General features: G+C 61.4%; 24 protein-coding genes, 2 pseudogenes and 1 riboswitch. Of the genes and pseudogenes, 10 read left to right on the top strand and 16 right to left on the bottom strand.

Annotation, left to right across the window (positions count from 1 at the left end):
- Positions 1–8 precede the first annotated feature (8 nt).
- The gene (locus NPS29_RS20425) at positions 9–1,619 is read left to right on the top strand and encodes a gamma-glutamyltransferase family protein (protein ID WP_274134659.1); all 1,611 of its coding nucleotides are present in this window, start codon (positions 9–11) and stop codon (positions 1,617–1,619) included.
- A 147-nt stretch (positions 1,620–1,766) separates the two neighbouring features.
- Here the strand turns inward: NPS29_RS20425 and NPS29_RS28950 are convergent, their stop codons facing one another.
- The 8 genes and pseudogenes from NPS29_RS28950 to NPS29_RS20390 form a co-directional block, all read right to left on the bottom strand.
- Entirely contained in the window at positions 1,767–2,495 is a 729-nt protein-coding gene (locus NPS29_RS28950) for a methyl-accepting chemotaxis protein (protein WP_400607727.1), read from the bottom strand.
- Between the two features lie 129 nt (positions 2,496–2,624).
- Positions 2,625–3,713: pseudogene (locus tag NPS29_RS28945) on the bottom strand (cache domain-containing protein); the annotation flags it as partial.
- Between the two features lie 271 nt (positions 3,714–3,984).
- Entirely contained in the window at positions 3,985–4,773 is a 789-nt protein-coding gene (locus NPS29_RS20415) for an ABC transporter ATP-binding protein (RefSeq protein ID WP_274134655.1), read from the bottom strand.
- Positions 4,770–5,801: a FecCD family ABC transporter permease gene (locus tag NPS29_RS20410; RefSeq protein WP_425312541.1), complete on the bottom strand. Its 1,032-nt coding sequence runs from the start codon at positions 5,799–5,801 to the stop codon at positions 4,770–4,772. Before NPS29_RS20410 ends, NPS29_RS20415 begins: the two co-directional genes overlap by 4 nt.
- Positions 5,798–6,799: an ABC transporter substrate-binding protein gene (locus NPS29_RS20405; protein ID WP_274134652.1), complete on the bottom strand. Its 1,002-nt coding sequence runs from the start codon at positions 6,797–6,799 to the stop codon at positions 5,798–5,800. The genes NPS29_RS20410 and NPS29_RS20405 overlap by 4 nt, the downstream gene beginning before the upstream one ends.
- A 123-nt stretch (positions 6,800–6,922) precedes the next feature.
- A riboswitch (cobalamin riboswitch) is annotated at positions 6,923–7,128 on the bottom strand.
- A 240-nt stretch (positions 7,129–7,368) separates the two neighbouring features.
- Positions 7,369–8,091, bottom strand: a complete 723-nt coding sequence (locus tag NPS29_RS20400) for an aspartate/glutamate racemase family protein (RefSeq protein ID WP_274134650.1) — start codon at positions 8,089–8,091, stop codon at positions 7,369–7,371.
- 22 nt (positions 8,092–8,113) lie between these two features.
- Positions 8,114–9,622, bottom strand: a complete 1,509-nt coding sequence (locus NPS29_RS20395; protein ID WP_274134649.1) for an NCS1 family nucleobase:cation symporter-1 — start codon at positions 9,620–9,622, stop codon at positions 8,114–8,116.
- 218 nt (positions 9,623–9,840) lie between these two features.
- Complete coding sequence (locus NPS29_RS20390; protein ID WP_274134648.1) at positions 9,841–10,836, bottom strand: aldo/keto reductase; 996 nt, start codon at positions 10,834–10,836, stop codon at positions 9,841–9,843.
- A gap of 246 nt (positions 10,837–11,082) precedes the next feature.
- On the opposite strand from NPS29_RS20390, the gene NPS29_RS20385 reads away from it, so the two are divergent.
- Together NPS29_RS20385 and NPS29_RS20380 are read left to right on the top strand one after the other, a co-directional pair.
- Positions 11,083–11,640: an ATP-dependent Clp protease proteolytic subunit gene (locus tag NPS29_RS20385; protein ID WP_274134647.1), complete on the top strand. Its 558-nt coding sequence runs from the start codon at positions 11,083–11,085 to the stop codon at positions 11,638–11,640.
- A gap of 32 nt (positions 11,641–11,672) precedes the next feature.
- The gene (locus NPS29_RS20380) at positions 11,673–11,837 is read left to right on the top strand and encodes a hypothetical protein (protein ID WP_274134646.1); all 165 of its coding nucleotides are present in this window, start codon (positions 11,673–11,675) and stop codon (positions 11,835–11,837) included.
- Positions 11,838–11,897: 60 nt separating this feature from the next.
- On the opposite strand, the gene NPS29_RS20375 is transcribed toward NPS29_RS20380, so the two are convergent.
- The 6 genes and pseudogenes from NPS29_RS20375 to NPS29_RS20350 form a co-directional block, all read right to left on the bottom strand.
- Positions 11,898–12,098, bottom strand: coding sequence for a general stress protein (locus NPS29_RS20375; protein ID WP_274134645.1), 201 nt, complete (start codon positions 12,096–12,098; stop codon positions 11,898–11,900).
- A gap of 135 nt (positions 12,099–12,233) precedes the next feature.
- Positions 12,234–13,013: an endonuclease/exonuclease/phosphatase family protein gene (locus NPS29_RS20370; RefSeq protein WP_274134714.1), complete on the bottom strand. Its 780-nt coding sequence runs from the start codon at positions 13,011–13,013 to the stop codon at positions 12,234–12,236.
- Positions 13,014–13,130: 117 nt separating this feature from the next.
- Positions 13,131–14,345 (bottom strand): MFS transporter, encoded by a 1,215-nt coding sequence (locus tag NPS29_RS20365; protein ID WP_274134644.1) that lies wholly within the window; start codon positions 14,343–14,345, stop codon positions 13,131–13,133.
- A gap of 193 nt (positions 14,346–14,538) precedes the next feature.
- Entirely contained in the window at positions 14,539–16,125 is a 1,587-nt protein-coding gene (locus NPS29_RS20360) for an ABC-F family ATPase (RefSeq protein WP_274134643.1), read from the bottom strand.
- Between the two features lie 12 nt (positions 16,126–16,137).
- A pseudogene (locus tag NPS29_RS20355) lies at positions 16,138–16,485 on the bottom strand (site-specific integrase); the annotation flags it as partial.
- A 695-nt stretch (positions 16,486–17,180) separates the two neighbouring features.
- On the bottom strand, positions 17,181–17,612 hold the full coding sequence (locus NPS29_RS20350; RefSeq protein WP_274134642.1) for a hypothetical protein: 432 nt from the start codon (positions 17,610–17,612) through the stop codon (positions 17,181–17,183).
- 609 nt (positions 17,613–18,221) lie between these two features.
- On the opposite strand from NPS29_RS20350, the gene NPS29_RS20345 reads away from it, so the two are divergent.
- Positions 18,222–18,422 carry a hypothetical protein gene (locus NPS29_RS20345; protein WP_274134640.1) on the top strand — a complete coding sequence of 67 codons (201 nt, stop codon included), beginning with the start codon at positions 18,222–18,224 and terminating at the stop codon, positions 18,420–18,422.
- A gap of 10 nt (positions 18,423–18,432) precedes the next feature.
- Positions 18,433–18,747, top strand: a complete 315-nt coding sequence (locus tag NPS29_RS20340) for a hypothetical protein (RefSeq protein ID WP_274134638.1) — start codon at positions 18,433–18,435, stop codon at positions 18,745–18,747.
- A gap of 9 nt (positions 18,748–18,756) precedes the next feature.
- Here NPS29_RS20340 and NPS29_RS20335 read toward each other — a convergent pair whose 3' ends face one another.
- Positions 18,757–19,125: an NUDIX hydrolase gene (locus NPS29_RS20335; RefSeq protein WP_274134636.1), complete on the bottom strand. Its 369-nt coding sequence runs from the start codon at positions 19,123–19,125 to the stop codon at positions 18,757–18,759.
- Positions 19,126–19,345: 220 nt separating this feature from the next.
- On the bottom strand, positions 19,346–19,633 hold the full coding sequence (locus tag NPS29_RS20330; RefSeq protein ID WP_274134634.1) for a hypothetical protein: 288 nt from the start codon (positions 19,631–19,633) through the stop codon (positions 19,346–19,348).
- Between the two features lie 374 nt (positions 19,634–20,007).
- Between NPS29_RS20330 and NPS29_RS20325 the strand changes: the two genes are divergently transcribed.
- From NPS29_RS20325 to NPS29_RS20305, 5 genes are all read left to right on the top strand, one after another.
- Complete coding sequence (locus NPS29_RS20325) at positions 20,008–20,856, top strand: transporter substrate-binding domain-containing protein (RefSeq protein WP_274134632.1); 849 nt, start codon at positions 20,008–20,010, stop codon at positions 20,854–20,856.
- A gap of 64 nt (positions 20,857–20,920) precedes the next feature.
- The gene (locus NPS29_RS20320) at positions 20,921–21,583 is read left to right on the top strand and encodes an amino acid ABC transporter permease (RefSeq protein ID WP_274134630.1); all 663 of its coding nucleotides are present in this window, start codon (positions 20,921–20,923) and stop codon (positions 21,581–21,583) included.
- A gap of 12 nt (positions 21,584–21,595) precedes the next feature.
- A complete protein-coding gene (locus NPS29_RS20315; protein ID WP_274134629.1) occupies positions 21,596–22,258 on the top strand; it encodes an amino acid ABC transporter permease in 663 nt (220 codons plus the stop codon).
- Positions 22,255–23,046 carry an amino acid ABC transporter ATP-binding protein gene (locus tag NPS29_RS20310; RefSeq protein WP_274134627.1) on the top strand — a complete coding sequence of 264 codons (792 nt, stop codon included), beginning with the start codon at positions 22,255–22,257 and terminating at the stop codon, positions 23,044–23,046. The genes NPS29_RS20315 and NPS29_RS20310 overlap by 4 nt, the downstream gene beginning before the upstream one ends.
- A 24-nt stretch (positions 23,047–23,070) precedes the next feature.
- Entirely contained in the window at positions 23,071–23,460 is a 390-nt protein-coding gene (locus NPS29_RS20305; protein ID WP_274134626.1) for a RidA family protein, read from the top strand.
- Positions 23,461–23,462: the final 2 nt, after the last annotated feature.

Genomic DNA, 23,462 nt, shown 5'->3' with positions numbered 1-23,462 from the left:
CCTTCGCCATGTTGAATTTTTCCGCACACGAGTACCCGTATCCGTCCCGGCGCCAGAGTGTGTTTGCCCGCCGTGGCATGGTCGCCGCCTCGCAGCCGCTGGCGGCGCAGGCCGGCATGGAAGTGATGCAAAAGGGCGGCAACGCCATCGATGCGGCGATTGCCACGGCCGCTGCGCTGACCGTGGTCGAACCCACCGGCTGCGGCATCGGCGGTGACGCCTTTGCGCTGGTCTGGACCCAGGGCAAGTTGCATGGCCTGAATGCTAATGGCAATGCGCCGGCCGCCTTGAGCATCGAAGCGGTCAAGGCCGCAGGCCATGGGCAGATGCCGCTGTATGGCTGGACCCCGGTGACGGTGCCTGGCTGCCCGGCGGCCTGGGCCGAACTGTCCCGACGCTTCGGCAAGCTGCCGTTTGCCGAATTGCTGGCTCCGGCCATCAGCCTGGCCCGGGACGGTTTTGCGGTCTCGCCGGTGGTTGCGCATCAGTGGCAGATTGCGCTGGACGAGTTCTCGCCCCATCGCGATGAAGCGTTGGAGAGCTGGTTCGATACCTTCCTTATCGATGGCCGTGCGCCGAGGGCGGGGGAGGTGTTCCGCAACCCGGCCCAGGCGCGCACCCTTGAAGAGCTCGCCGCAACCCAGTGCGAAAGCCTGTATCGCGGGGACCTGGCCAAGCGGCTGGACGCGCATTCCCGGGCGACTGGCGGCTATCTGCGGACAGAGGACCTGGCCGGCTTTCAGCCGCAGTGGGTCGATCCGATCAGCGTCAATTACCGCGGCTATGACGTCTGGGAAATCCCGCCCAGCGGCCAGGGGCTGGTGGCGCTGATGACGCTGAAGATTCTAGAAGGCTTCGACTTCGACCATCGCGACAGCCAACTGACCTGGCATCGCCAGCTGGAAGCCATGAAACTGGCCTACGCCGATGGCTTGCACCACATCACCGATCCGCTGCACATGCGGGTGGCGGTGGCCGATCTGTTGAGCGACCGCTACAGCGACGAGCGTCGCGCGCTGATCGGTGAGCGTGCCCAGGCGCCCAAGCCTGGGGATCCGCACTCAAGCGGCACGGTGTACATGGCCACCGCCGACGCCGAGGGCAACATGGTGTCGTTCATCCAGAGCAACTATCACGGCTTCGGTTCCGGGGTGGTGTTGCCGGACAGCGGTCTTGCGTTGCAGAACCGCGGGCAGGAATTCAGCCTGGACGCCAGCCACGCCAATTGCCTGGTGCCGGGCAAGAAGACCTTTCACACCATCATTCCCGGTTTCATCACCAAGGGCGGCGAGGCGGTGGGGCCTTTCGGCGTGATGGGGGGCTACATGCAGCCTCAGGGCCATGTGCAGATGGTGATGAACCTGGTGGATTTCGGGCTCAACCCGCAGGCCGCGCTGGATGCGCCGAGGTGGCAGTGGCTGGGCGGCATGCAGATCGGCATCGAGCAGGGCGCCTCCAAGGATCTGGCCGCCGCGCTCGCCCGGCGCGGGCATGAGATTGTCATCGCCTACGACTCCACCGATTACGGCCGGGGGCAGATCATCGTGCGTGACCCGGTCAGCGGCGTGTTGTGCGGCGGCACCGAACCACGGGCGGATTCGACCATCGTGGCGTGGTGAGCCTCACACCCAAGGTGCAAAACTACATCCTGTGGGAGCGGGCTCGCCCGCGAAAGCGGTGGGTCAGACACCCTTTCGGAGTCTGGTCTTCCCTATTCGCGGGCAAGCCCGCTCCCACAGGTTCGAGTTGCTGCTACGAAAGCGGTATCAAGTCCTGAACCGACGCACCAGACTGTCCAGCTCGTTGGACAGGGCCGCAAGGTTCTTCGAATCACCTCGCGCCGAATCCGCAAGTTCAGCCACCAATTGCGCATCACCATGAATCTGGCTGATGTGCCGGTTGATGTCTTCGGCCACCTGATGCTGCTGTTCGGCGGCGGTGGCGATCTGGGTGTTCATGTCGCGGATCACGTCCACCGACTCACGAATCTGCCCGAAGCTGCTGCGCGCCTGGCCGATCTTCGCCACGGACTGCTGGGACACGTCCAGGCTTGCGTGCATCTGTTGCGCCACCGACGCGGTGCGCTTGGCCAGGTTGCCCAACAGCGAGTCGATCTCGGCAGTGGAGTCCGCCGTGCGCTTGGCCAGTGCCCGCACTTCATCGGCAACCACCGCAAAGCCGCGTCCCTGTTCGCCGGCCCGTGCCGCCTCGATGGCTGCGTTGAGCGCCAGCAGGTTGGTCTGCTCGGCAATCGAACGAATGGTGTCGAGGATCGACTGGATGTCGTTGCTGTCCTTTTCCAGCTGCGACATGTCGTTGGCCGAACGTGAGATCTCGGCACTCAGTTGATCGACGCTGTTCACAGCATCATCGATCTGCCGCTGGCCTTCGCGGGCCTGACGCTGGCCGCTGTCGGCCGAATCGGCGGCCTGGCTGCAGGAGCGGGCGACTTCGTTGGCGGTGGCGACCATTTCATGGAACGCGGTCGACACCATGTCCACCGCTTCGCGCTGCCTGCCGGCGGCTTCGGCCATGTCGTTGGACACCCGGGTCGAGCTGGTGGAGCTGTCGAGAATCTTGGTGGCCGCATGGCCGATGTGCTGGATCAGCCCGCGAATCGCCGCCAGGAACTGGTTGAACCAGTTGGCCAGTTGCGCGGTTTCATCCTTGCCGCGCACCGACAGGCTCTTGGTCAAATCGCCTTCACCCTGGGCAATGCCTTCCAGTCCGCTGGCCACGCCGCGAATCGGGCGCACGATCAACGTCGCGAAGCTGGCGCCGACCACGGCGAAGATAACCGCCAGCACGGCGGCGATCCCGGCGATCAGCCAGGTCAGGCGAGTGGCCGAGGCCATGACTTCTTCCTGCTTGATCAGGCCGATGAAGCTCCAGCCCAGTTGCTCGGACGGGAACACGTTGGCCATGAAGTGCTCGCCATTGATGCTCACTTCGGTCAGCCCGGGACCGGCCTTGGCCAGTTGGGTAAAGCCATCGCCCAGGTCCGCCAGCTTCTTGAAGTTGTGTTCGGGTTGTTTCGGGTCCACCAGTACCGTGCCGTTGTTTTCCATCAGCATCAGGTAGCCGGTTTCGCCCAGCTTGATCTGCTTGACGATGCTGGTCAGCTGCTTGAGGGACACGTCGATGTTGACCACGCCACCGTTGCTGCCCAGGGTGTTGTTGACCGCGCGCACGGTGCTGACCAGTACCGCATCGTCACCTGCCCAATAGTAGGCTTCGGTGCGCAGGGTTTTGCCGGGGTTGGCCTGGGCGGTCTTGTACCAGGGGCGCTGGCGCGGATCGTAGCTGGCCATTTTCGGATCGCCGGGCCAGAACGCATAGCTGCCGTTGGCCAGGCCGTATGACACGTAGGAGTAGTCCGGGTGGCTCTTGGCCAGGCTCTCGAACAGGCTGTACAGCTGATGGTCCGGCTCGGTCTGGGCGATGTTCGGCGCATCGGCGCTCATGTAGCTTTTCACGCCGTCACCTGCGCCGGTAACCGTCGGGTGGGCGGCCAGGTAGTCGACGTTCTGGCGGATGCCGTCGAAGAACAGCTGCATGGCGTTGGCCACCTGGCGGATTTCCCGGCTGCTGCCGTCGACGAAGTCACTCTGGGCATCGCTGCGCAGGTTAACGATAACGATGGTTGCAACGAGGATGATCGGCAGGCAGGCGATTACCGCAAAAGCCCAGGTGAGTTTCTGTTTGATGTTCATCGGCGCTCCTGATTGTTTTTGGATTCACGCGTAGAAATGGGCTGCAGGGCAGCAGGTCGATCAGGACAGTGCGATGTTTGAAGCAAATCCGTCTGATGGTATGCCGCTATCGGCAAAGGGGCGGGAATCTTGAGTCATGGATAGGTGTTTCAAAGCAACGCCTTACCTGTAGGAGTGAGCTTGCTCGCGATGGCGGTGGGTCAGGCGACCCTGTAGTGCCTGGTGAAACGCATCGCGAGCAAGCTCACTCCTACAGGCGAGGTAGTAGCGGCTAGAGCGGACGCAGCCGCAGGATCCGTGCGCCGTCGTACGGGTCGGTCAGCCAGTGTCCGTGCACGCCAAAGGTTTTATGCAGGCGCTCAGGCGATAGGACCTCGAAAGGCGAACCCAGCGCCACCAGCCGCCCGCCATCCATTACCGCCAGGCGATCACAGGCCAGCGCCTGATTCAGGTCGTGCAGCGCAATGACCGTGGTCACCGGCAAGCGATGCACCAGCGACAGGATCGACAGTTGCTGCTGGATATCCAGATGGTTGGTCGGCTCATCCAGCAGCAGAATCTGCGGCCGCTGGGCCAGTGCCCGGGCAATGTGCGCCCGTTGGCGCTCGCCGCCTGAGAGGGTGTGCCAGGCGCGGTGGGCCAGGTGCGCAAGGTTCACATCGGCGATGGCCTGGCTGACGATCTGCCGGTCTTCATCGCTCCACGGCGCCAGCGCAGACAGCCACGGCGTGCGCCCCAGTTCCACCGCCTGCAACAGGCTGATGGAATCGCTGGTTTCGGCATGCTGCTCGACCACCGCCAGGCGCTGGGCGATGTCGCGTCGCTTGAGGGCGGCCAGGCGCTGATCACCCAGCCGAACCTCGCCGGACGTGGGCGCGAGAATCCCGGCCAGCAGCCGGATCAGCGTCGATTTGCCCGAACCGTTGGGCCCCACGATGCCGAGGTTCTCGCCCGCACGAATGCCGAGGGTCACGCCGTCGAGCAACTGCGCGCCCTTGATGACGTAACCCAAGTCGGTGCCACCCAGCACGGTGGCGGTGTTTTCGGTCAGGGCATTCATCGTGTGCGATTCCCGCGAATCAGGATCAGGGCAAACACCGGCGCGCCCACCAGCGCAGTGATCACGCCAATGGGCAGCACCTGGCCTTTGATCAGCGTGCGCGACAACACGTCAGCGGCGATCAGAAACAGTGCGCCACTCAAGGCGCTCAAGGGCAGCAGGCGCGCATGGCGCACGCCAGCGATCATCCGCACCGCATGAGGGATGACCAGCCCGACGAAACCGATGGAGCCGACAATCGACACCATCACCGCCGTCACCAGCGCGGCGGTGGCGATGAGGATGGCCTGCACGCGGCGCACCGGAATGCCCAGCGAGGCGGCCGAGTCGCTGCCGAACGTGAAGGCATCCAGCGCCCGACGGTGCCACAGGCACACCAGCAGGCCGAGCAACACCACGGGCACGGCCAGCATCACCGATGACCAGCGCACGCCGCTGAGGTTGCCCAGCAACCAGAACATGATGCCCCGCGCCTGTTCGGCGTTGGCCGACTTGGTGATCAGAAACGAGGTCACGGCGTTGAACAACTGTGAGCCTGCGATACCGGCGAGGATGATCTGGTTGGCAGCCGATTCCCCCCGGGAGGAGCGGGCGAGCAGGGCGACCAGTGCGAACGCCGCAATCGCCCCGGCGAAGGCACCGGTGGACAATGAAATGGCCCCGGCACCCAGGCCTATCAGCGTCACCAGCACGGCGCCCGTGGAGGCGCCCGCCGAGATGCCCAGCAGGTACGGATCGGCCAGCGCATTGCGCAGCAGTGATTGCAGCACCACGCCGGAAATGGCCAGCCCTGCGCCGCACGCCGCCGCAACGATGGCGCGGGTGAGGCGGTAGTTCCAGACAATTCCTTCATCGATAGGGTCCAACACGTAACCTGCCGCCCACAGCTTGTTGGCCAGCACCTGGAAGATCACCGGCAGGCTGATCGAGGTTTCGCCAATGGCCACCCCGGCGATCACCGCCAGCAACAGCGCGGCGCTGACCCACAGGCAGTGGCCCAACGCGCGGCCGATATTCAATTGACTCATTGGCCTTCGGTGGCCTTGGCAAGCTGTTCGATGCCGTCGAACAGACGCACGCTGGACTCCATGGCGCTGGCGTCCATGATGACGATGCGGTTGTTCTTCACCGCGTCCATGTTGCGGGTGACGGGGTCGGATCTGAGGAATGCCAGTTTTTTCTCGTGATCGTCCGCCGGGAAGCGACGGCGGTCCATGCGGGCGATGACCAGAATCGTCGGGTTGGCCTTGGCGATGGTTTCCCAGCCAACGGTGGGCCATTCTTCATCCGACTCGACAATGTTGCGCATGCCCAGGGTATCGAGCATGAAATTCGGAATGCCTTTGCGCCCGGCCACGAAAGGCGCGGCATTGAGGTCGGGGCTGGAGAACCAGAACACCGCCGAGGCGTTCTTGCTGTCATGGTTTTTCGCCTGCTCAACCGCCTTGCCCAGACGCGCCTTGTACTCGACGATCAACGCCTGGCCACGGTCTTGTACGTCGAAGATCTCGGCCTGTTGGGCAATGCTCTTGTACAGCGTATCGATGTTGAAGGCTTGCAGGCGCGTGCCATCGGCGCCGACCAGGTTGTCCTTGCCCTCGCAGTCGGACGGCAGGATATAGGTCGGGATTTTCAAGTCCGCAAACTGCTGGCGAGTGCCGACCGCGCCTTGAGGGCCGACCATCCACTCGAACTGCACCGGCACGAAGTCCGGGCGCTTGCCGATCACCGATTCGAAACTGGGGGCGTTGTCGGCCAGGCGCTCGATCTTGCTGTTGGCGTCCTGATACTGCGCCAGCACCTGGTTGAACCACAGCGAGGTCCCAACCACCTGCTGGCTCAAGCCCAGGGAATAAAGCATTTCGGTGGCGGCCTGGCCGATGGTCACGGCTTTGTGCGGGACGTGGGCGAAGGTCAGCGGTACGCCGCAGTTGTCGATCGTCAGCGGGTAATGCGTGGGCGCGGCGAGGGCAGCGCTGGACAGCCAAAGGCCGGTGAACAGAAGGGCGAGGCGGCGCAGCGACATGAAAGGCGATCTCCAGTAAGCCTGATGGTCGACGAACTGGCACTGGAAAGCACATCCCGATGCGGTGCAGGCGCGAATGGAAAGCCGCGCACACGGGAGTCCTTCCCGGACACCCCGCCGGTGAATGATTGACGCTTGCCGGCAGGTCTCCTGACTGGCGCATCGTCGCCATGCTCCGGCCTTCCCGGGGATACCCAGTGGCAATCGTGAAGCAGGGCTCAGCGCCTACAGTTGCGGGGACAGTTCCGTTTGAGCCTGGTGTCATCGACCGGCCAGGTTCGCGGATTCCCTATTAATTCCGAGTGGAAACCGGCGGCGGGGATACTAAACGATTTACAGGCATTGCGCCCGCCCCGATTCTCGCGGCCACCGTAGCAGTCCGGCTTGCCGGCGTCGGCGTCCTCAAGATCGCTCCCGCCGGCAAGCCGTGCTGCTACGGGTAAGGTGCATGTCGCGATTCTTGCAGCCACCGCGGTTCCGTAGCAGCCGGGCTTGCCCGCGGGACGCCCGCAAGATCGCCGACGCCGGCAAGCGGAACGCCGCCCGGCCCTGCTGCTAAGGGCAAGTGATCACGGCAACAACGGCCAGCCAATCACCTTCTTCGGACGCGGCGTGGCGTAGGTGCGCACCTTGGAGGTCTTCAACCCCAGGCGCACCAACGATTCGGCCAACGCCACCGCCGCAGTCACGCCATCAACCACCGGCACGCCCGCCCGGTCGCGAATCATTTGGTCCAGCCCGGCCATGCCGCCACAACCCAGGCAGATCACCTCGGCCTTGTCGTGGGTCACCGCGTGGGCGGCTTGCTCGACGATGGCTTCGATGGCGCGCCCCGGCATCTCTTCAAGCTCCAGCACACTCATGCCACTGGCCCGAACCGACGCACAGCGCTCGTAGACCCCGGCCAGCTTCAGCCGGTCTTCGATCAGCGGCACCGCGCGATCCAGTGTCGTCACCACCGAGTACTTGTGGCCCAACAGCATCGCAAGGCTCGCAGCGGCTTCGGTGATGTCCACCACCGGCACCTCCAGCAGTTCCTGCAAACCCTCGCGGCCATGTTCGCCGTAGCCTGCCTGAATCACCGCATCGAATGGCTGGTCGTAGGACATCACCCGGTCCATCACCGCAATGGCCGCCAGGTAGCTCTCGAAGTTGCCCTCGACCGACTCCGCACCGAAGCGCGGGGTCAGGCCGACGATCTCGGTGCCGGGGGAGGCGACACTGCGTGCCTGCTCGGCGATGGTCTGGGTCATCGACTGGGTGGTGTTGACGTTGACGATCAAAATACGCATGGGTGAACTCTCTCGCTTGCAATCAATGCTTGATGTCTTGCACGGCAATGGCCTCGCCACTGACGTCCTTGAAGCGTTGGCGCCGGTCGGCCAGCAGCAGGTACAACGCCGCACCGATGGCGGCGCCCATCAGCCAGGAAAACGGCGATACCGATTCGAAGGCCGGCATCAGCGCCGTGATGGTCGAAATGATCGCGGCGGGAATGAACGCCCAGACCGCGCGCAGGTTGACCCCGCGTGAATAGTGATACGGCCCGGCCGGATCTTCCGTGTACAGCTGCGGCACATCCACACGGCCCTTGCGCAGCAACCAGTAGTCGGCGGTGATTACGCCGTACAGCGGGCCGAGCAGGGCGCCCAGGCCCGACAGAAAATACACGATCACCACCGGGCTGTTATAGAGATTCCACGGCAGGATCAGCACCGCGACCGTGGCGCTGAGCATCCCGGCGCGGCGGAAGGTCAGGTAACGTGGCGCCAGGCTGCTGATGACGAAGGCGGGCGCGACGAAGTTGGCCATGATGTTCACCGCCACCGTGACGATCAGGAAGGCCAGGCAACCCAGGACCAGGAAGAAGGTATTGGGGATGGTCTTGATGATGTCGGTGGGGCTTTCGATGATCTGGCCGTTGATGGAGAACTGTGCGCCGCAAATGATCACGGTGATGAAGGCGAACAGCAGCACGTTCACCGGCAGCCCCCAGAAATTGCCCTTGCGGATGGTTTTCTTGCAGGGCGCGGAGCGGGAGAAATCACAGAAGTTCAGAATCAGCGTGCCGTAGATCGCCAGCCACAACGCGCTGCCAGCGAAGATGCTGCGCCACATCGACAGCCCCTCCAGCGGCGTCTTGTTCGACCAGGCAATCTGGCCGTTGGCCTGGGTGAACATCCACACCGCAAGGCTGGCGACGGTCAGCAGAATCACGGGCCCGGCGAAGGCTTCATATTTACGGACCATCTCCATGCCATAGGCCAGAATCACGAACTGCACCACCCAGATGCTGATGAAACACACCCAGCCAAGGGATGAGAGCCCTAACAGCGAGTCGTGATCGTAGCTGTCCAGTGCCGGGTCCAGTGCGGTGAGCAGCACACGCAGCACCACCGAGGCCAGGTAGGTCTGAATTCCGAACCAGGCGATGGCGATGACCGCCCGGATCAATGCTGGAATCTGCGCGCCGAAGATGCCGAAACTGACCCGACTGATGACCGGAAATGGCACGCCGGTCTTCACGCCCATGTCGCCGGTGAGGTTCATGCACAGGTAGACGAAGGCTGCACCGATGGCCAGCGACAGCATGATCTGCCAGCTGCCCAGGCCCAAGGCATAGAGGCCGATGGCGAAGGAGTAGTTGGCGAGATTGTGTACATCATTGGTCCAAAGGGCAAAGATACTGTATCCACCCCATGTTCTGCCTTCGGCGCGTCGGGGCGCGAGGTCGTGGTTATGAAGGCGGGGGCTCAGGGCCGGGTGATCGGCGGTGGAGGCACGGGCGGCAAGGGCTGGATCCAGGGTGTTGTCTACTGGCATGTTCAACAATCTCCGGCGCTATTTGTATTTGTTTTTGTATACAGTGCGCTGGAGAGACTAACCGAAATGACAGATGAGTCAACGGGGATGTTACAGATGGTCGGTATCACATGCCCCCCGTAGCAGCACGGCTTGCCGGCGGGGGCGATTTGGAGGACGCCCCCGCCGGCAAGCGGAGCGCCGCCCGGCCGGGCTGCTACGGATAAGATTTGGGAAGGTCAATCCTTCATCGGCACCGGCGCTTGCGCCGCGATGAAGCCCTGATCGCGCATGGCCTGCCAGAACCCGTCCGGCACCTGCGCGTGTAAGGCCGTCACATCCTCGGTGATCCGCGAAGGGCGGCTGGCGCCCGGGATCACCGCCGCGACCAACGGGTTGGCCAGCACGAACTGCAAGGCCGCTGCCTTGATGTCCACCTGATATTGCCGGGCGATTTCCTGGATGTGCGCCACCTTGTCCAGCATCGCCGCTGGCGCCGGCTGGTACTCGAAATGCTGGCCGCCCACCAGCACGCCCGAGCTGTAGGGCCCGCCCACGACGAATTCGGCGTTGTGTTCGCGGGCCTTGTTGAAAAGGCGTTGCAGTGGTTGGTCGTGGTCCAGCAGAGAGTAGCGTCCGGCCAGCAGAAAACCGTCAGGCTGTGCTTCACTTAAATCCAGGGTCAGCTCGCAAGGTTCGACGCGGTTGACGCCCAGGCCCCAGGCCTTGATGACGCCTTCCTCGCGCAACCGGGTCAGGGTCCTGAAGGCGCCTTTGCGGGCGATATTGAAGTGTTCGATCCATTCGTCACCGTGGGCGTCCTGAGCGATGTCGTGGACGAACACGATGTCCAGCCGGTCGGTGTTCAGGCGCTCCAGGCTCGCGGCAATCGAACGCATGGTCGCGTCGGCGGAGTAGTCGGTGACTATCCTGTTCTTCAGGCCTTCGCTGAACGGGCCGCTGCGGGGGCTGTCGTCCAGCTCATCGGACACCAGGCGCCCGACCTTGGTGCTGAGGGTGTACTGGTCACGCGGCTGGTTGGCCAGCGCCTGGCCCAGCCGTTGTTCGGAGAGGCCTGCGCCGTAGATCGGCGCGGTGTCAAAGTAGCGAATGCCCTGATCCCACGCCGACTGCACGGTGGCGGCGGCTTCTTCTTCGCTGATGGTGCGAAACATGTTGCCAAGCGGGGCAGAGCCGAAGCCCAGATGGCCGATGATCTTGTCGTGCAGACTCATATGAGTGTCCTGTCTGGTGTCATGGAGTGTGGGGATGCGGATTCTTAACTGATCCCTCAGTGAAGCAGGAGTTCGGCCGTAGGAGCGCGCTTGCCCGCGATAGCGATCTTTCAGACACATCAGCGGTGATTGTTGCACTGCTGTCGCGGGCAAGCGCGCTCCTACAGGGTGTGGATGCAACTTTCATGGGCCAGAACGCTTCCAACCTTTGACCAGGCATCGTTATCCGGCAGCGGAGGGCAGTTGATGACCGAGCACATCGTTCACTTTCATTGCGGGGTCGACCAGGCCAGCACCGAGCAATTGCGCGACCGCTGCCTCGAGGCCATCGGCAAGGGCGCCACGGGGCTGCTGTTGAACCTGTCCACGGCAGGTGGCAGCACGGCGCTGGGGTTCACGCTGTACAACTTTCTGAAATCCCTGAAGGTGCCGATCCGCGCGCTCAACAGCGGCAATATCGAATCCATGGGCATTGTCATTTACCTGGCCGCCCATGAGCGCATCGTCTGCCCCCATTCGCGATTCCTGATCCACCCCATGAGCTGGTACTTCAATCAGAGCTCGGTGGACCACTCGCGGATTCGCGAATACCTGCGCAGCCTCGATAACGACCTGCAGCGCTACGTGAATATCTATCTGAGTGAAACCGAAGGCGCGGCGCACCCGGTGGATATCGGCAAGTGCCTGTCGGCAGAGGAAAAGGTCATTCGGGCAGAAGATTCGCTGGCCTGCGGGATCGCCCATCGGGTCGAGCAGTATCAATTCCCTGAAGACGCGGTCCACTGGACGGTCAGCGCCAGCTAAGCTCCATACACAAGAAATGAGGAAGAACGGCCATGCAAACTCATACCAACGTCCCCGAACCCAAGCCCCACGGCGCTGTTCAGACTGAAGAAGAGATTGAGGTGGACGTCGATAACGACCCCGGCAACGAAGACCCAGGCTCACAGTTCGACCGCGATGCCACCGTGCCCTTGATCGATCCTGACCACCCGACTTGATTGCAGCCAAAAAAAGAGCGAGAGCTTTCGCCCTCGCTCGTCTCTCTGACTTTCAATAAATCAGGATTTGCGGCCTGCGCCGCCTTGTGGCATCGAACCGCCTTTTTTGTTGGCATCAGAACGGTTTGCGTCGGTTGCTTTCTGCCGGTCGTTGGCGACGTTGCTGCCGCCCGAAGCCTGGCCGCCTTTCTTGCCAGCATCGCTGGCTTTTTCGCGGTCGTTCTGGAAGTTGCCAGGGTTCGATTTTCCGGTGTTAGCCATGATTGCGTACCTCTTGTTATGAGAAGTGCGAGTCATGTGGCTCGCATAATGTGGGATGAGGTACAGCAAGGTTGGTTTAAACAATTGGCCGCTTACCTGACAAACGGATGATGGCCGCATGGCTCCATGGCGGCGCTACATGTGCACTTCGACCGCCAGCGGCAGGTGGTCGGACAGGTGCGTCCAGGGGCGCGTGCCGAGAATCTTCGGATTGTGGCTGGTGGCATTGCGCAGGTAGATCCGGTCCAGGCGCAGCAGGGGGAAACGCGCTGGATAAGTCTTCGCCAGCCGCCCGTGGCTGCGCTCGAAGGCCTCGTGCAGGTAGGTGCAGCGCGCCAGCCGCTTGTTGCCTTGCAACTGCCAGTCGTTGAAATCTCCGGCAATCACCACCGGCGCATGCTCGGGCAGGGAGTCGAGCAGGGCGCACAGCAAGTCCAGTTGCAACTGCCGGTGGCTCTCCAAGAGACTCAGGTGCACGCAGATCGCATGGACTTCCTCATGCCCCGGCACCTGCAACACGCAGTGCAACAGGCCGCGGCGTTCGGGGCCGGTGATCGAGACGTCGAGATTGCGGTATTGCAGGATGGGGTATTTGGACAGTAATGCATTGCCGTGGTGGCCGTCGGGGTACACCGCATTGCGGCCATAGGCAAAGTCGCTCCACATGCTGTCGGCGAGAAACTCGTATTGCGAGGTCATCGGCCAGTCATGGTAGCGGGCGGCGTGGCGATCGTGGCCGCCCAGCACTTCTTGCAAGAACACCAGGTCGGCGCCCGTACTGCGCACCGCTTCGCGCAGTTCCGGCAGAATGAAGCGCCGGTTCAGCGCGGTAAAGCCTTTGTGGGTATTGACCGTCAGCACACGCAAACGGTGAACGTCGGGCATGCCAGCCAGTTGCGAAGGGGTGGCACCCATGCCATCCGGGTCGGGAATCACACGCACGCTCCTGTTCGGTGAGCTACTGGGGTGTAATAGGTCCGACCGGAGGCAGGCGCGGCAGTTCAGGCTTTTTTGCCCCGCGCCTGGCTGCGCTTATAACCGGGTATCGACTGCCGGCCGGCGTGACAGCAACAGCGTCAGGGCCAGTGCCAGCACCGACAGGAGCGCGGCGAAGAAAAAGATCCAGCCATAACCCATGCCCAATGCAATCGCGCCCATCAGCGGGCCGGAAACCGCCAGCGCCAGGTCGAAGAACACCGCATAGGCGCCCAGGCCCGCGCCCCGGCTGCTGTTGGGCACCTGTTTGATCGCCTCGACACCGATCGCCGGGTACACCAGCGACAGGCCAAAACCGGCAAATCCCGCACCGATCAGCGCCACCAGGGTATTGGGCGCCAGCCACAGCAGCACCAGGCCCACGGTTTCAACCGACATGCAGACGATGGCCGAGCGGTAGCCGCCGAAACGGTTGATGGCGTTGATGAAAAACAGCCGGGCGACGATGAAGCACACGCCGAACACGGTCAGGCACCAGGCAGCGCCTTGCCAGCCGCGGCTGACGTAGAACAGGGTGATGAATGTGGTCAGGGTGCCGTAGCCGATGGATGACAGCGTAAGGCTCAGCCCGTAAGGCGCCACGCGCCCGAACACGGACCAGAACGGCATGCGGTCGCCGCGCACCACTGGCACCGGCGGCTTGTTGCGGATCAGCAGCAGGGCGCCCATGGCGAGCGCCGCCAACACCAGCCCCAGGCTGACGAACCCCAGCGCATCGACCATCAGCACGCCCAGCGGTGCGCCAATGGCGATGGCGCCGTAGGAGGCGATACCGTTCCAGGAAATCGAGCGCGCCGTGTGTTCTGCGCCGACCAGGCCGATGCACCAACTGATGGTGCCGACGCCGATCAGTCCCTGGGACGCACCGAGGATCAATCGGGCGATGATCAGGATCGTCAGGCTGATGCTGGCAAGGCTTTGCAGCAGGATGGCCACCACCGTCAGCGCACCACTGATCGCGATGCCTGTGAGGCCGTAGACGATGGCGCGCTTGGTGCCGATGTTGTCGCAGATGCCGCCGGCGAAAGGTCGGCTGAGCAACGTCGCCAGGTACTGCGCACCGATGACCAGCCCGGCGACCACCGCGCTGAACCCCAATTGGTCATGCACGTAGCCCGGCATCACCGCGATGGGCAGGCCGATGCACAGGAATGCGATGAAGGTATAGAAGACGATGGAGACGATCTGCAGGGTAATCGCCGTTGAACTGGCGTTGCGGACGGGGGTATCGGGCGGCAAGGCGGCGGACATAGGACTCTTCGCTGGAGCGGTGGGAGTGGTGCATCATCATTACCCGAGGCGAGCGGAAATGAAAGCAGGCTAACGATTTAAACCGACATTTGTTGGCGCAATCATTGATCCATACGTTCACGCCAGGACGCGCGATTGGCCAATAAAAAGCCCCGTCACGGGGCGGGGCTTCGGGATTACCGCGGAGCGTGGTTTAGAAAACCACACCCTGGCTGCGCAGGTAATCGTCGTAGGTGCCGCTGAAGTCGGTCACGCCGTCGGCGCTCAACTCGATGATGCGGGTGGCGAGGGACGATACGAACTCGCGGTCGTGGCTGACGAAGATCAGCGTGCCCGGGTAGTTTTCCAGCGCCAGGTTCAGCGCCTCGATGGATTCCATGTCCAGGTGGTTGGTCGGTTCGTCCATCACCAGCACGTTCGGCTTCTGCAGGATCAGCTTGCCGAACAGCATGCGGCCCTGCTCACCACCGGAAATGACCTTGACCGATTTCAGAATTTCATCGTTGGAGAACAGCATGCGACCCAGGGTGCCACGGATCACTTGCTCGCCCGAAGTCCACTGACCCATCCAGTCGAACAGAGTGACGTCGTCTTCGAAGTCGTGGGCGTGGTCCTGAGCGTAATAGCCCAGCTCCGCGCTCTCGGTCCACTTCACGGCGCCCGCATCCGGAGCCAGTTCGCCCATCAGCGTGCGCAGCAGGGTGGTCTTGCCGATACCGTTCGGGCCGATGATCGCCACGCGCTCGCCGGCTTCAACGGTGAAGCTGAAGTTCTTGAACAGGGTCTTGCCGTCGAAGCCTTTGGACATGTGCTCGATGGTCACGGCCTGGCGGTGCAGCTTTTTGGTCTGTTCGAAACGGATGAACGGGCTGACGCGGCTCGATGGCTTGACCTCGGCCAACTGGATCTTGTCGATCTGCTTGGCGCGGGAAGTGGCCTGCTTGGCTTTCGAGGCGTTGGCCGAGAAGCGGCTGACGAAGGTCTGCAGCTCGGCGATCTGGGCTTTCTTCTTGGCGTTGTCCGACAGCAACTGCTCGCGGGACTGGGTCGCGGCGGTCATGTACTCATCGTAGTTGCCCGGGAACAGGCGCAGCTCGCCGTAGTCCAGGTCAGCCATGTGGGTGCAGACGCTGTTGAGGAAGTGACGGTCGTGGGAAATGATAATCATGGTGCTGTTACGCGCCGTGAGAATGGTTTCCAGCCAGCGAATGGTATTGATGTCCAGGTGGTTGGTCGGTTCGTCGAGCAACAGCACTTCAGGATCGGAGAACAGCGCCTGGGCCAGCAGCACGCGCAGCTTCCAGCCTGGCGCGACTTCGCTCATCGGGCCGAAATGCTGTTCCAGCGGAATACCCAGGCCCAGCAGCAGCTCGCCAGCGCGGGATTCGGCGGTGTAGCCGTCCATCTCGGCGAATTCGGTTTCCAGCTCCGCCACGGCCATGCCGTCGTCTTCGGTCATTTCCGGCAGCGAGTAGATACGGTCGCGCTCGGCCTTGACCTTCCACAGCTCCTCGTGGCCCATGATGACGGTGTCGATCACACTGAACTGCTCGTAGGCGAACTGATCCTGACGCAGTTTACCCAGACGGACGTTCGGCTCGAGCATCACCTGGCCACCGGACGGGTCCAGATCGCCACCCAGGATTTTCATGAAGGTGGATTTGCCACAGCCGTTGGCACCGATGAGGCCATAACGATTGCCGTTGTTGAATTTGACCGAAACGTTCTCGAACAGCGGCTTGGGGCCGAACTGCATGGTGATGTTAGCTGTGGAGATCAATTGCTTTACCTATCAAGGAGTTACTGATTGCTGGTTTTGGCCTTGGACCAGGTTTGGACCAATCCTTAGCTTTTCCATCTCACCCCAATCGCCGCTCGAACTGAGCCAGCGCGCATAAGTGGAGAGCAGCATCTGGACTGAGTGTCCGAGCTGTTGGGCAATAAAGGAGGGATTCATGCCAGACATTATGCAGATTGTCGCATAAGTATGACGACAGTTATACGGTGGACGGTGTCGCACCCCCAGTTCGCGCAGGGTTGGGACCCACTGCTTGTGCAGGTCGGAGGTCTGACGGATGTGCGCCGAGTTCTTGGAGGGAGGAAAGCAGGAGGCGAAATCCTTTCCCGCGCCACGCCTTCTGCCCGGCCAATGTTCAAGAAACGATTGGCGCAGTGACCCTCCGGTGGCTGGTTGCCGCCTTGGTAACCGAGCGCCATGGCACCTGCTGATGCGGTCAGGGAGTGGGTTATTCAGTTGGTGGAGCAGGAAGGGAACACGGGGTAGCGGGGCAGTGGGGCCGGCGGTGGAGTATCAGTCCGAGCCGCCGGCAGAGAGCGGTGTCACTCTACGATGCAGATCCAGCGATGATTTTGCCGGTACGGCGCTCGAGTGAAGTGAACATCTGCGACCAGGTTCATTCCTCTTTCTTGGAGCGCTTCGGTCAGTTGTACGAGTGTCTCTGCCTGGATAGTCATTACTGTCACCTCGTCAGATTTACTGCGTTCATAATTCTTGACCTGGCGGGCAAGTCACAAATTCATTTTTTCTACTTGGGCGATTATTGAATCTGAGGAACCCGGCCCCGCGATGGGCGAGAGGCCGGGTGATGCAGGTGGCCGATCTGCCCGTAGGAGCGAGGTTTTACCTGGCTGAACTCGGGCTGCTGAAGCATTGTAAGCCCCCATTTTTACCTCTGTATGTATACACAGTAAAAAGGATCCAAACGGGTGGTAATATGGAAGGAGTACAAATGTTCTCAGTCCGGATCAAGACATGAAAAAGCCCGCTCAAGTGGCGGGCTTTGGGTTTGCAATGGCTAAGCAGCGAAACTTCCGTCAAAGCTTGTAGGAATATTTCTCCTCAACCTTTCGCTTTTCCAGGGTGTAGCCCTTCATATCAATTTCATCGGCAGCGAGCTTACTATCCAACTCATCGAGGTCGGCTTTCTTCAAGCTCTTCACGTGCGCTCTGGTGGCTTGATAGTTTATGGACTCCGCCGCGTCATACCCGCTTACTGGATCCCAGAGAATGGAAATCGGCCACAACAGTAGGTTAACGACCCCGTAACCATATGCACGACCATAAAATGAGCCGCCGCCAGGCAACAGTCCGAGCCCAGCGGCAGCGCCCGAGTTCTTTTCCTCAACTGCCAAGTTATTTGCGCGATAGCTTGCAAGTTCCGCTTCTTGAGATGAGTTAAGCCCGGTCGCGCACCCTGCAGTCAGTGCGATTAACGTGGCTAAGGTAAAATTGCGTACTACTTGCATCACCAGCTTCCTTTGGATGTACCCGTTATCAGCCCTCACTGGGCATAGCTGGCCAATTTTACACAAGTAGTGGCACTTTGGCTCCTGGAGCATCGCGCATCACGTTTATAGGTACAAAAAGCCCGGTCTGCGCTTCGCCGCCAAGTGGGGGAGGCCATGCAGTGGCTGGGCAGGGTTGTAAGCGTATCTCTTCGCTGCTAATACTCAGCAGATCTAGCCAGGAGGTGCAGGATGTTTGAGCGGTATGACGAGCAAGCCAGGGATAGAAAACTCTCGGTATTGACAACCATTTTCATCCTGGTGCCGTGCACCCTCTTCGCTTTCCGGAGCTCCTGGTGGGCAGGCGCCGTGTTTGCAGTTTTGACGGTCTTGTTCGGCGTCCCCCCGCTCGTTCTGCGAAAGGATGGATATGAGAAGTACTTGCGGGTCCTGGAGCACATTTCCATCCTCGGCTTTTTGGGATAGTCCAACATCGGGGTAGGAGCCGTGCATGTGTAGGAAGCGTCTGTTTTTGATGTCCCTCCATTGCCAAGCGCGCCAAGGCCTTCCAGACTTCCTGGCAACCGGGCAGCGCCTAAGCGCGCTCACCTTCGTCTCACATGGATGGACATGAACATGCCGCGCAAGGACATTCGCAACAATTCGTCTCGCCCTTTGATTTCTCGCCTGATGGACGTGCGCATGATTGCCATGACCACAGGTTCGGCGACCATCGCAAACCTGCTGGTGCCCGGCATGGGCAGCGCTGCGGTGGGTGCGGTGCTCGGCGCCGCCTGCGCGCTGCATATCCTCAAATCCCGGGATTTCTGAGGCGTTGGCGATGAGCGAGACTCAGTTTCAGTATTCGTTCTTCATCAGCGTGGCGGCGATTGCCGTCTACATTGCCAGCGCGATTTTCTACCGTCAGACACCGGACCTCACCCACGCACTGCTCATTGCCACGTCCTGCTCAAGCGCGGTGGCCGCAGTGCTGGCCGGGGTTATGGCCTATACCGCGACGCCCGAGCAGTTGGGGGTGCTGCGTGAGCACAAGGCCGGAGTGGTAACGGGCACCTTGGCACTGATCTGGATTTCGGTCTCGGCCACCTACAAAAGCCTGATGCACCCCAGACGCTGCGCGCTAAGGAAAGCCTGAGCTGGCTGGCTATGACTTAACGTCGTCCAGAAATGCCTTGACGATGGACTTGGCGGACGGATTGACCTTGAGATCGCCCAGTTGCTTGGCCGTGAACCACTTGCAATCAGCGATTTCATTCCTGGCAGTGGGTGTGGCCATGAAGGTGACAGACACTTCAAAGACGTGATGCAGCACTTCGCCGCCTTCGAAACGGGTGACGTAGGAAAGGTCCTCGAGGATCAGACCGGTTTCCTCGCGCAGTTCACGGGAGGCAGCCTGGGCAGGGGATTCATCGGCTTCGATCTTGCCGCCGGGGAGTGTCCACTTGGCCTTGGGTTTGCGCACGTACAGGATCTGGTCATCCCGTCGGCAAATCACAGTTGCGCGTTGTTTCATTTCAATTTCCTTCACCGTACACCTGTGAGAAGCGCAATGACTGTACATAGTCACAGCCTTGTCACAAAAACTTCATAAACCTTTGAAGCATTTACGGTGCCAACGTTCCCTTGTTGTTATTCCATTCTTTACGCGTCTGATTCCATCTTAGGGCAGCGGGAGCCCGAGCGGGTGCGGGTTCACACAAAGTTCATATGTGAACCCTACCCAGGAGTTGAACTTATTGTTTGGGCGCAGTTGATTTCTTGTGCACGGTGGAGGCGGGCTTTTCAGTGCTCTTGGATGGGGCCGCCTTCTTCTCTTTGCCGGGCGCTTGTGGGTTGGCCGGTTTTTTCTCCAGGCCATCGGCATCGCCGCCGTTTCCGCCTGCCGGTGTGGTCGGGTTGATGCCGGGCGGCAGGGCCGAGCCGCCGGCGTCTGCGGCCGAGGTTGACCCCGCCAGGCTCAGGGCAGGGCTCATGCTCATCAGGCCTGCCAGGCACAGGCTTGCCAGTGTGCGCGTGTTCATGATGCGTCTCCTTTGAACAGAGGCATTACCTGATCTTAGGCCCTCATGGGCATGCCAATGTCCTGCGCCCGGTGACAAACGGTCGATCAACCTTTCCCAGGCTTGAGCGCATGGCGCGCCTGATGCGCGATTGTGGGGCTTTACGCACAACACTGGGGCCACGTTACCCGAGGATGTGGCCTTCAGTAGCGGGCAGCGGGCGGCTCCTAAGACTGCCGATGATGGCATTTCAACTCTAGCTCATTGATCTCGCGAGCTTTTTCCCAGCCCTTTCTTTTTGCCGATTCTGTGGCACACTTCCTGCTGTTCATTCCGCTGTTACAAACTAGGTTCCGCTATAGCGGAATTAACAACGACTCGACGGAGCTTCTCCCATGCATCGCGGACCCTCATTTGTGAAAGCTTTTGCGTTTGTTCTGGCGGCTGCGGCCACCTGCGTTTCTGTGGCGCAGGCGGCAGACAGCAAACTTGACAGCGTCTTGCAGCGCGGCCATCTGGTCGTGGGCACCGGCAGCACCAACGCGCCTTGGCACTTCCAGGGTGCCGACGGCAAATTGCAGGGCTTTGATATCGACATTGCGCGCATCGTCGCCAAGGGTTTGTTCAACGACCCGTCGAAAGTCGAATTCGTGGTGCAATCGTCCGATGCGCGGATTCCCAACCTGCTGACCGACAAGGTCGACATGAGCTGCCAGTTCATCACCGTCACTGCCAGCCGCGCGCAACAGGTTGCGTTCACCCTGCCGTACTACCGCGAGGGCGTGGCGCTGTTGCTGCCGAACAACAGCAAGTACAAGGAAATCGACGACCTGAAAGGCGCGGGCGAGGGCGTCACTGTCGCGGTGCTGCAAAACGTCTATGCCGAGGAGCTGGTGCATCAGGCGCTGCCCAAGGCCAAGGTTGACCAGTACGACAGCGTCGATCTGATGTACCAGGCCATCAACTCCGGTCGCGCCGACGCGGCCGCCACCGACCAGTCTTCGGTCAAATACCTGATGGTGCAGAACCCTGGCCGTTATCGTTCCCCGGCCTTCGCCTGGAGCCCGCAGACCTATGCCTGCGCCGTCAAACGTGGCGACCAGGACTGGCTGAACTTCGTCAACACCGCGCTGCATGAAGCCATGACCGGTGTGGAATTCCCGGCGTATGCGGAGTCCTTCAAGAAGTGGTTCGGCGTTGACCTGCCGACTCCAGCCATTGGCTTCCCGATGGAATACAAGTAACGCAACCTGCAACTGACGGGGCAGAGAGGGCCGTGGCGCCTTCCTGTCCCAGGTACTTTTGACCATGAATTATCAGTTGAACTTTGCGGCAGTCTGGCGGGATTTCCCCAGCCTGCTGGCGGGGCTGGGCCTGGGCCTTGAACTGGCCCTGATTTCCATCGCCATCGGCTGCGTGATCGGCCTGATGGCTGCGTTTGCGATGCTGTCAAAGTACCGCGCGCTGCGCATCGTCGCGTCGGTGTATGTCACCGTGATTCGCAACACGCCGATCCTGGTGCTGATCCTGCTGATCTACTTCGCCTTGCCGAGCCTTGGTATTCGCCTAGACAAGATTCCGTCGTTCATCGTGACCCTGTCGGTCTACGCCGGGGCCTACCTGACCGAAGTGTTTCGCGCAGGCCTGCTCAGCATCCACAAGGGCCAGCGCGAAGCGGGCCTGGCCATCGGCCTGGGTGAATGGCAGGTGCGGGCGTACATCATCGTTCCGGTGATGCTGCGCAACGTGCTGCCGGCGCTGTCGAACAACTTCATCTCGCTGTTCAAGGACACCTCGCTGGCCGCGGCCATCGCGGTGCCGGAACTCACTTATTACGCGCGCAAGATCAACGTCGAAAGCTACCGGGTGATCGAAACCTGGCTGGTGACCACGGCGTTGTATGTCGCGGCCTGTTACCTCATCGCCATGCTCTTGCGCTACCTCGAACAGCGCTTGGCGATTCGCCGCTAGGAGGCTGCTGATATGTACGAACAACCTGGCTGGCTGCATGAGTTGTGGATTGCCCGCGAGCCGTTGTGGGCGGGTTTTGTGACTAGCATTCAGTGTGCGGGCCTGGCGATTGTCCTGGGTACGATCCTGGGCATGTTCGCCGGTCTGATCCTGACCTATGGCAAGTGGTGGGCACGCCTGCCGTTTCGCGCCTACGTCGATCTGATTCGCGGCACACCGGTCTTCGTGCTGGTGCTGGCGTGCTTCTACATGGCGCCGGCCCTTGGCTGGCAGATCACCGCGTTCAAGGCGGGCGCACTGGGCCTGACGCTGTTCTGCGGCTCCCACGTCGCGGAAATCGTGCGCGGCGCGCTGCAGGCCATTCCCCGTGGGCAACTGGAAGCCGGCAAGGCCATCGGCCTGACGTTCAGCCAGTCGCTGAGCTACGTGCTGCTGCCTCAGGCCTTGCGCCAGATCCTGCCGACCTGGGTGAACTCGTCCACGGAAATCGTCAAGGCTTCGACCCTGTTGTCGGTGATCGGAGTGGCCGAGTTGCTGCTCAGCACGCAACAGATCATCGCCCGTAACTTCATGACCCTCGAGTTTTACCTGTTCGCCGGATTCCTCTTCTTCGTCATCAATTACGCCATCGAGCTTCTCGGGCGCCAAATCGAAAAACGGGTGGCCTTGCCATGACTCAGACTCAAACCGCACAAGCCGCCCCGGCGCTGCTCAGCATCGAAGGGCTGCACAAATCCTACGGGCCGGTGGAAGTGCTCAAGGGCGTTGACCTTAAGATGAACAAGGGGAACGTCGTCACCCTGATCGGTTCCAGCGGCTCGGGCAAGACCACCTTGCTGCGCTGCGTGAACCTGCTCGAAGAGTTCCAGGGCGGGCACATTCGCCTCGAAGGCCAGGACATCGGCTACAGCGACGTCAACGGCAAGCGCGTGCGCCACCCCGAACGCGTGATCGCCCAGCACCGGGCGATGACCGGCATGGCATTCCAGCAGTTCAACCTGTTTCCGCACCTGACTGCGCTGCAGAACGTCACCCTGGGCCTGCTCAAGGTAAAAAAGCTGCCCAAGGATCAGGCCGTCGCCCTGGCCGAAAAATGGCTGGAGCGTGTGGGCCTGCTTGAACGCCGCAATCACTACCCGGGGCAGTTGTCCGGTGGACAGCAGCAACGCGTGGCCATTGCCCGCGCCATCGCCATGAACCCAAGCCTGATGCTGTTCGACGAAGTGACGTCCGCGCTCGATCCGGAGCTGGTCGGCGAAGTGCTGAGCGTGATCAAGGGCCTGGCCGAAGAGGGCATGACCATGCTCTTGGTCACCCACGAAATGCGCTTTGCGTACGAGGTGTCCGACCAGATCGTCTTCATGAACCAGGGCCGCATCGAGGAGCAGGGTCCGCCCAAGGCGCTGTTCGAGCAGCCGAAGTCGGCGCGCCTGGCAGAATTTCTCAAGAACATTCGTTTTTAACCGCTCAACCCAAGGAGATCTTTCATGAGCATTACTCGTTACGGCGCAGGTAGCACCGCAGGTGGCGGCCAGCCACGTCCATTCGCCCGCGCAGTCGAGGCTGACGGCTGGCTGCACGTGTCCGGCCAGGTGCCAGCGCGCGATGGCGAAATCATCGTGGGCGGCATCGTCGAGCAGACCCACCAGACCATGCAGAACCTGGTCGCGATCCTCACCGAAGCCGGTTACGGCCTGGAGGACGTGGTGCGTGTGGGTGTCTGGCTGGAAGACCCGCGTGACTTCTGGAGCTTCAACAAGGTGTTCGGCGAATACTTCAAGCCCGAGCACGCCCCGGCGCGCGCCTGCGTGCAGGCGAACATGATGGTCGATTGCAAGGTCGAGATCGATTGCATCGCCTACAAAAAGAAGGCCTGACG

The sequence above is a fragment of the Pseudomonas putida genome, from assembly GCF_028682175.1.
Lineage (GTDB): Bacteria > Pseudomonadota > Gammaproteobacteria > Pseudomonadales > Pseudomonadaceae > Aquipseudomonas > Aquipseudomonas putida_AD.
Note: the sequence above shows the minus strand (reverse complement) of the source record. Positions and strands in the feature narration are given on the sequence as shown.

Coding starts and splice junctions, on each gene's coding strand:
- NPS29_RS20425 (WP_274134659.1), top strand. CDS start 9: ATGTTGAATTTTTCCGCACACGAGTACCCGTATCCGTCCCGGCGCCAG.
- NPS29_RS28950 (WP_400607727.1), bottom strand. CDS start 2,495: ATGGTGTCGACCGCGTTCCATGAAATGGTCGCCACCGCCAACGAAGTC.
- NPS29_RS20415 (WP_274134655.1), bottom strand. CDS start 4,773: ATGAATGCCCTGACCGAAAACACCGCCACCGTGCTGGGTGGCACCGAC.
- NPS29_RS20410 (WP_425312541.1), bottom strand. CDS start 5,801: ATGAGTCAATTGAATATCGGCCGCGCGTTGGGCCACTGCCTGTGGGTC.
- NPS29_RS20405 (WP_274134652.1), bottom strand. CDS start 6,799: ATGTCGCTGCGCCGCCTCGCCCTTCTGTTCACCGGCCTTTGGCTGTCC.
- NPS29_RS20400 (WP_274134650.1), bottom strand. CDS start 8,091: ATGCGTATTTTGATCGTCAACGTCAACACCACCCAGTCGATGACCCAG.
- NPS29_RS20395 (WP_274134649.1), bottom strand. CDS start 9,622: ATGCCAGTAGACAACACCCTGGATCCAGCCCTTGCCGCCCGTGCCTCC.
- NPS29_RS20390 (WP_274134648.1), bottom strand. CDS start 10,836: ATGAGTCTGCACGACAAGATCATCGGCCATCTGGGCTTCGGCTCTGCC.
- NPS29_RS20385 (WP_274134647.1), top strand. CDS start 11,083: ATGACCGAGCACATCGTTCACTTTCATTGCGGGGTCGACCAGGCCAGC.
- NPS29_RS20380 (WP_274134646.1), top strand. CDS start 11,673: ATGCAAACTCATACCAACGTCCCCGAACCCAAGCCCCACGGCGCTGTT.
- NPS29_RS20375 (WP_274134645.1), bottom strand. CDS start 12,098: ATGGCTAACACCGGAAAATCGAACCCTGGCAACTTCCAGAACGACCGC.
- NPS29_RS20370 (WP_274134714.1), bottom strand. CDS start 13,013: ATGGGTGCCACCCCTTCGCAACTGGCTGGCATGCCCGACGTTCACCGT.
- NPS29_RS20365 (WP_274134644.1), bottom strand. CDS start 14,345: ATGTCCGCCGCCTTGCCGCCCGATACCCCCGTCCGCAACGCCAGTTCA.
- NPS29_RS20350 (WP_274134642.1), bottom strand. CDS start 17,612: ATGCAAGTAGTACGCAATTTTACCTTAGCCACGTTAATCGCACTGACT.
- NPS29_RS20345 (WP_274134640.1), top strand. CDS start 18,222: ATGAACATGCCGCGCAAGGACATTCGCAACAATTCGTCTCGCCCTTTG.
- NPS29_RS20340 (WP_274134638.1), top strand. CDS start 18,433: ATGAGCGAGACTCAGTTTCAGTATTCGTTCTTCATCAGCGTGGCGGCG.
- NPS29_RS20335 (WP_274134636.1), bottom strand. CDS start 19,125: ATGAAACAACGCGCAACTGTGATTTGCCGACGGGATGACCAGATCCTG.
- NPS29_RS20330 (WP_274134634.1), bottom strand. CDS start 19,633: ATGAACACGCGCACACTGGCAAGCCTGTGCCTGGCAGGCCTGATGAGC.
- NPS29_RS20325 (WP_274134632.1), top strand. CDS start 20,008: ATGCATCGCGGACCCTCATTTGTGAAAGCTTTTGCGTTTGTTCTGGCG.
- NPS29_RS20320 (WP_274134630.1), top strand. CDS start 20,921: ATGAATTATCAGTTGAACTTTGCGGCAGTCTGGCGGGATTTCCCCAGC.
- NPS29_RS20315 (WP_274134629.1), top strand. CDS start 21,596: ATGTACGAACAACCTGGCTGGCTGCATGAGTTGTGGATTGCCCGCGAG.
- NPS29_RS20310 (WP_274134627.1), top strand. CDS start 22,255: ATGACTCAGACTCAAACCGCACAAGCCGCCCCGGCGCTGCTCAGCATC.
- NPS29_RS20305 (WP_274134626.1), top strand. CDS start 23,071: ATGAGCATTACTCGTTACGGCGCAGGTAGCACCGCAGGTGGCGGCCAG.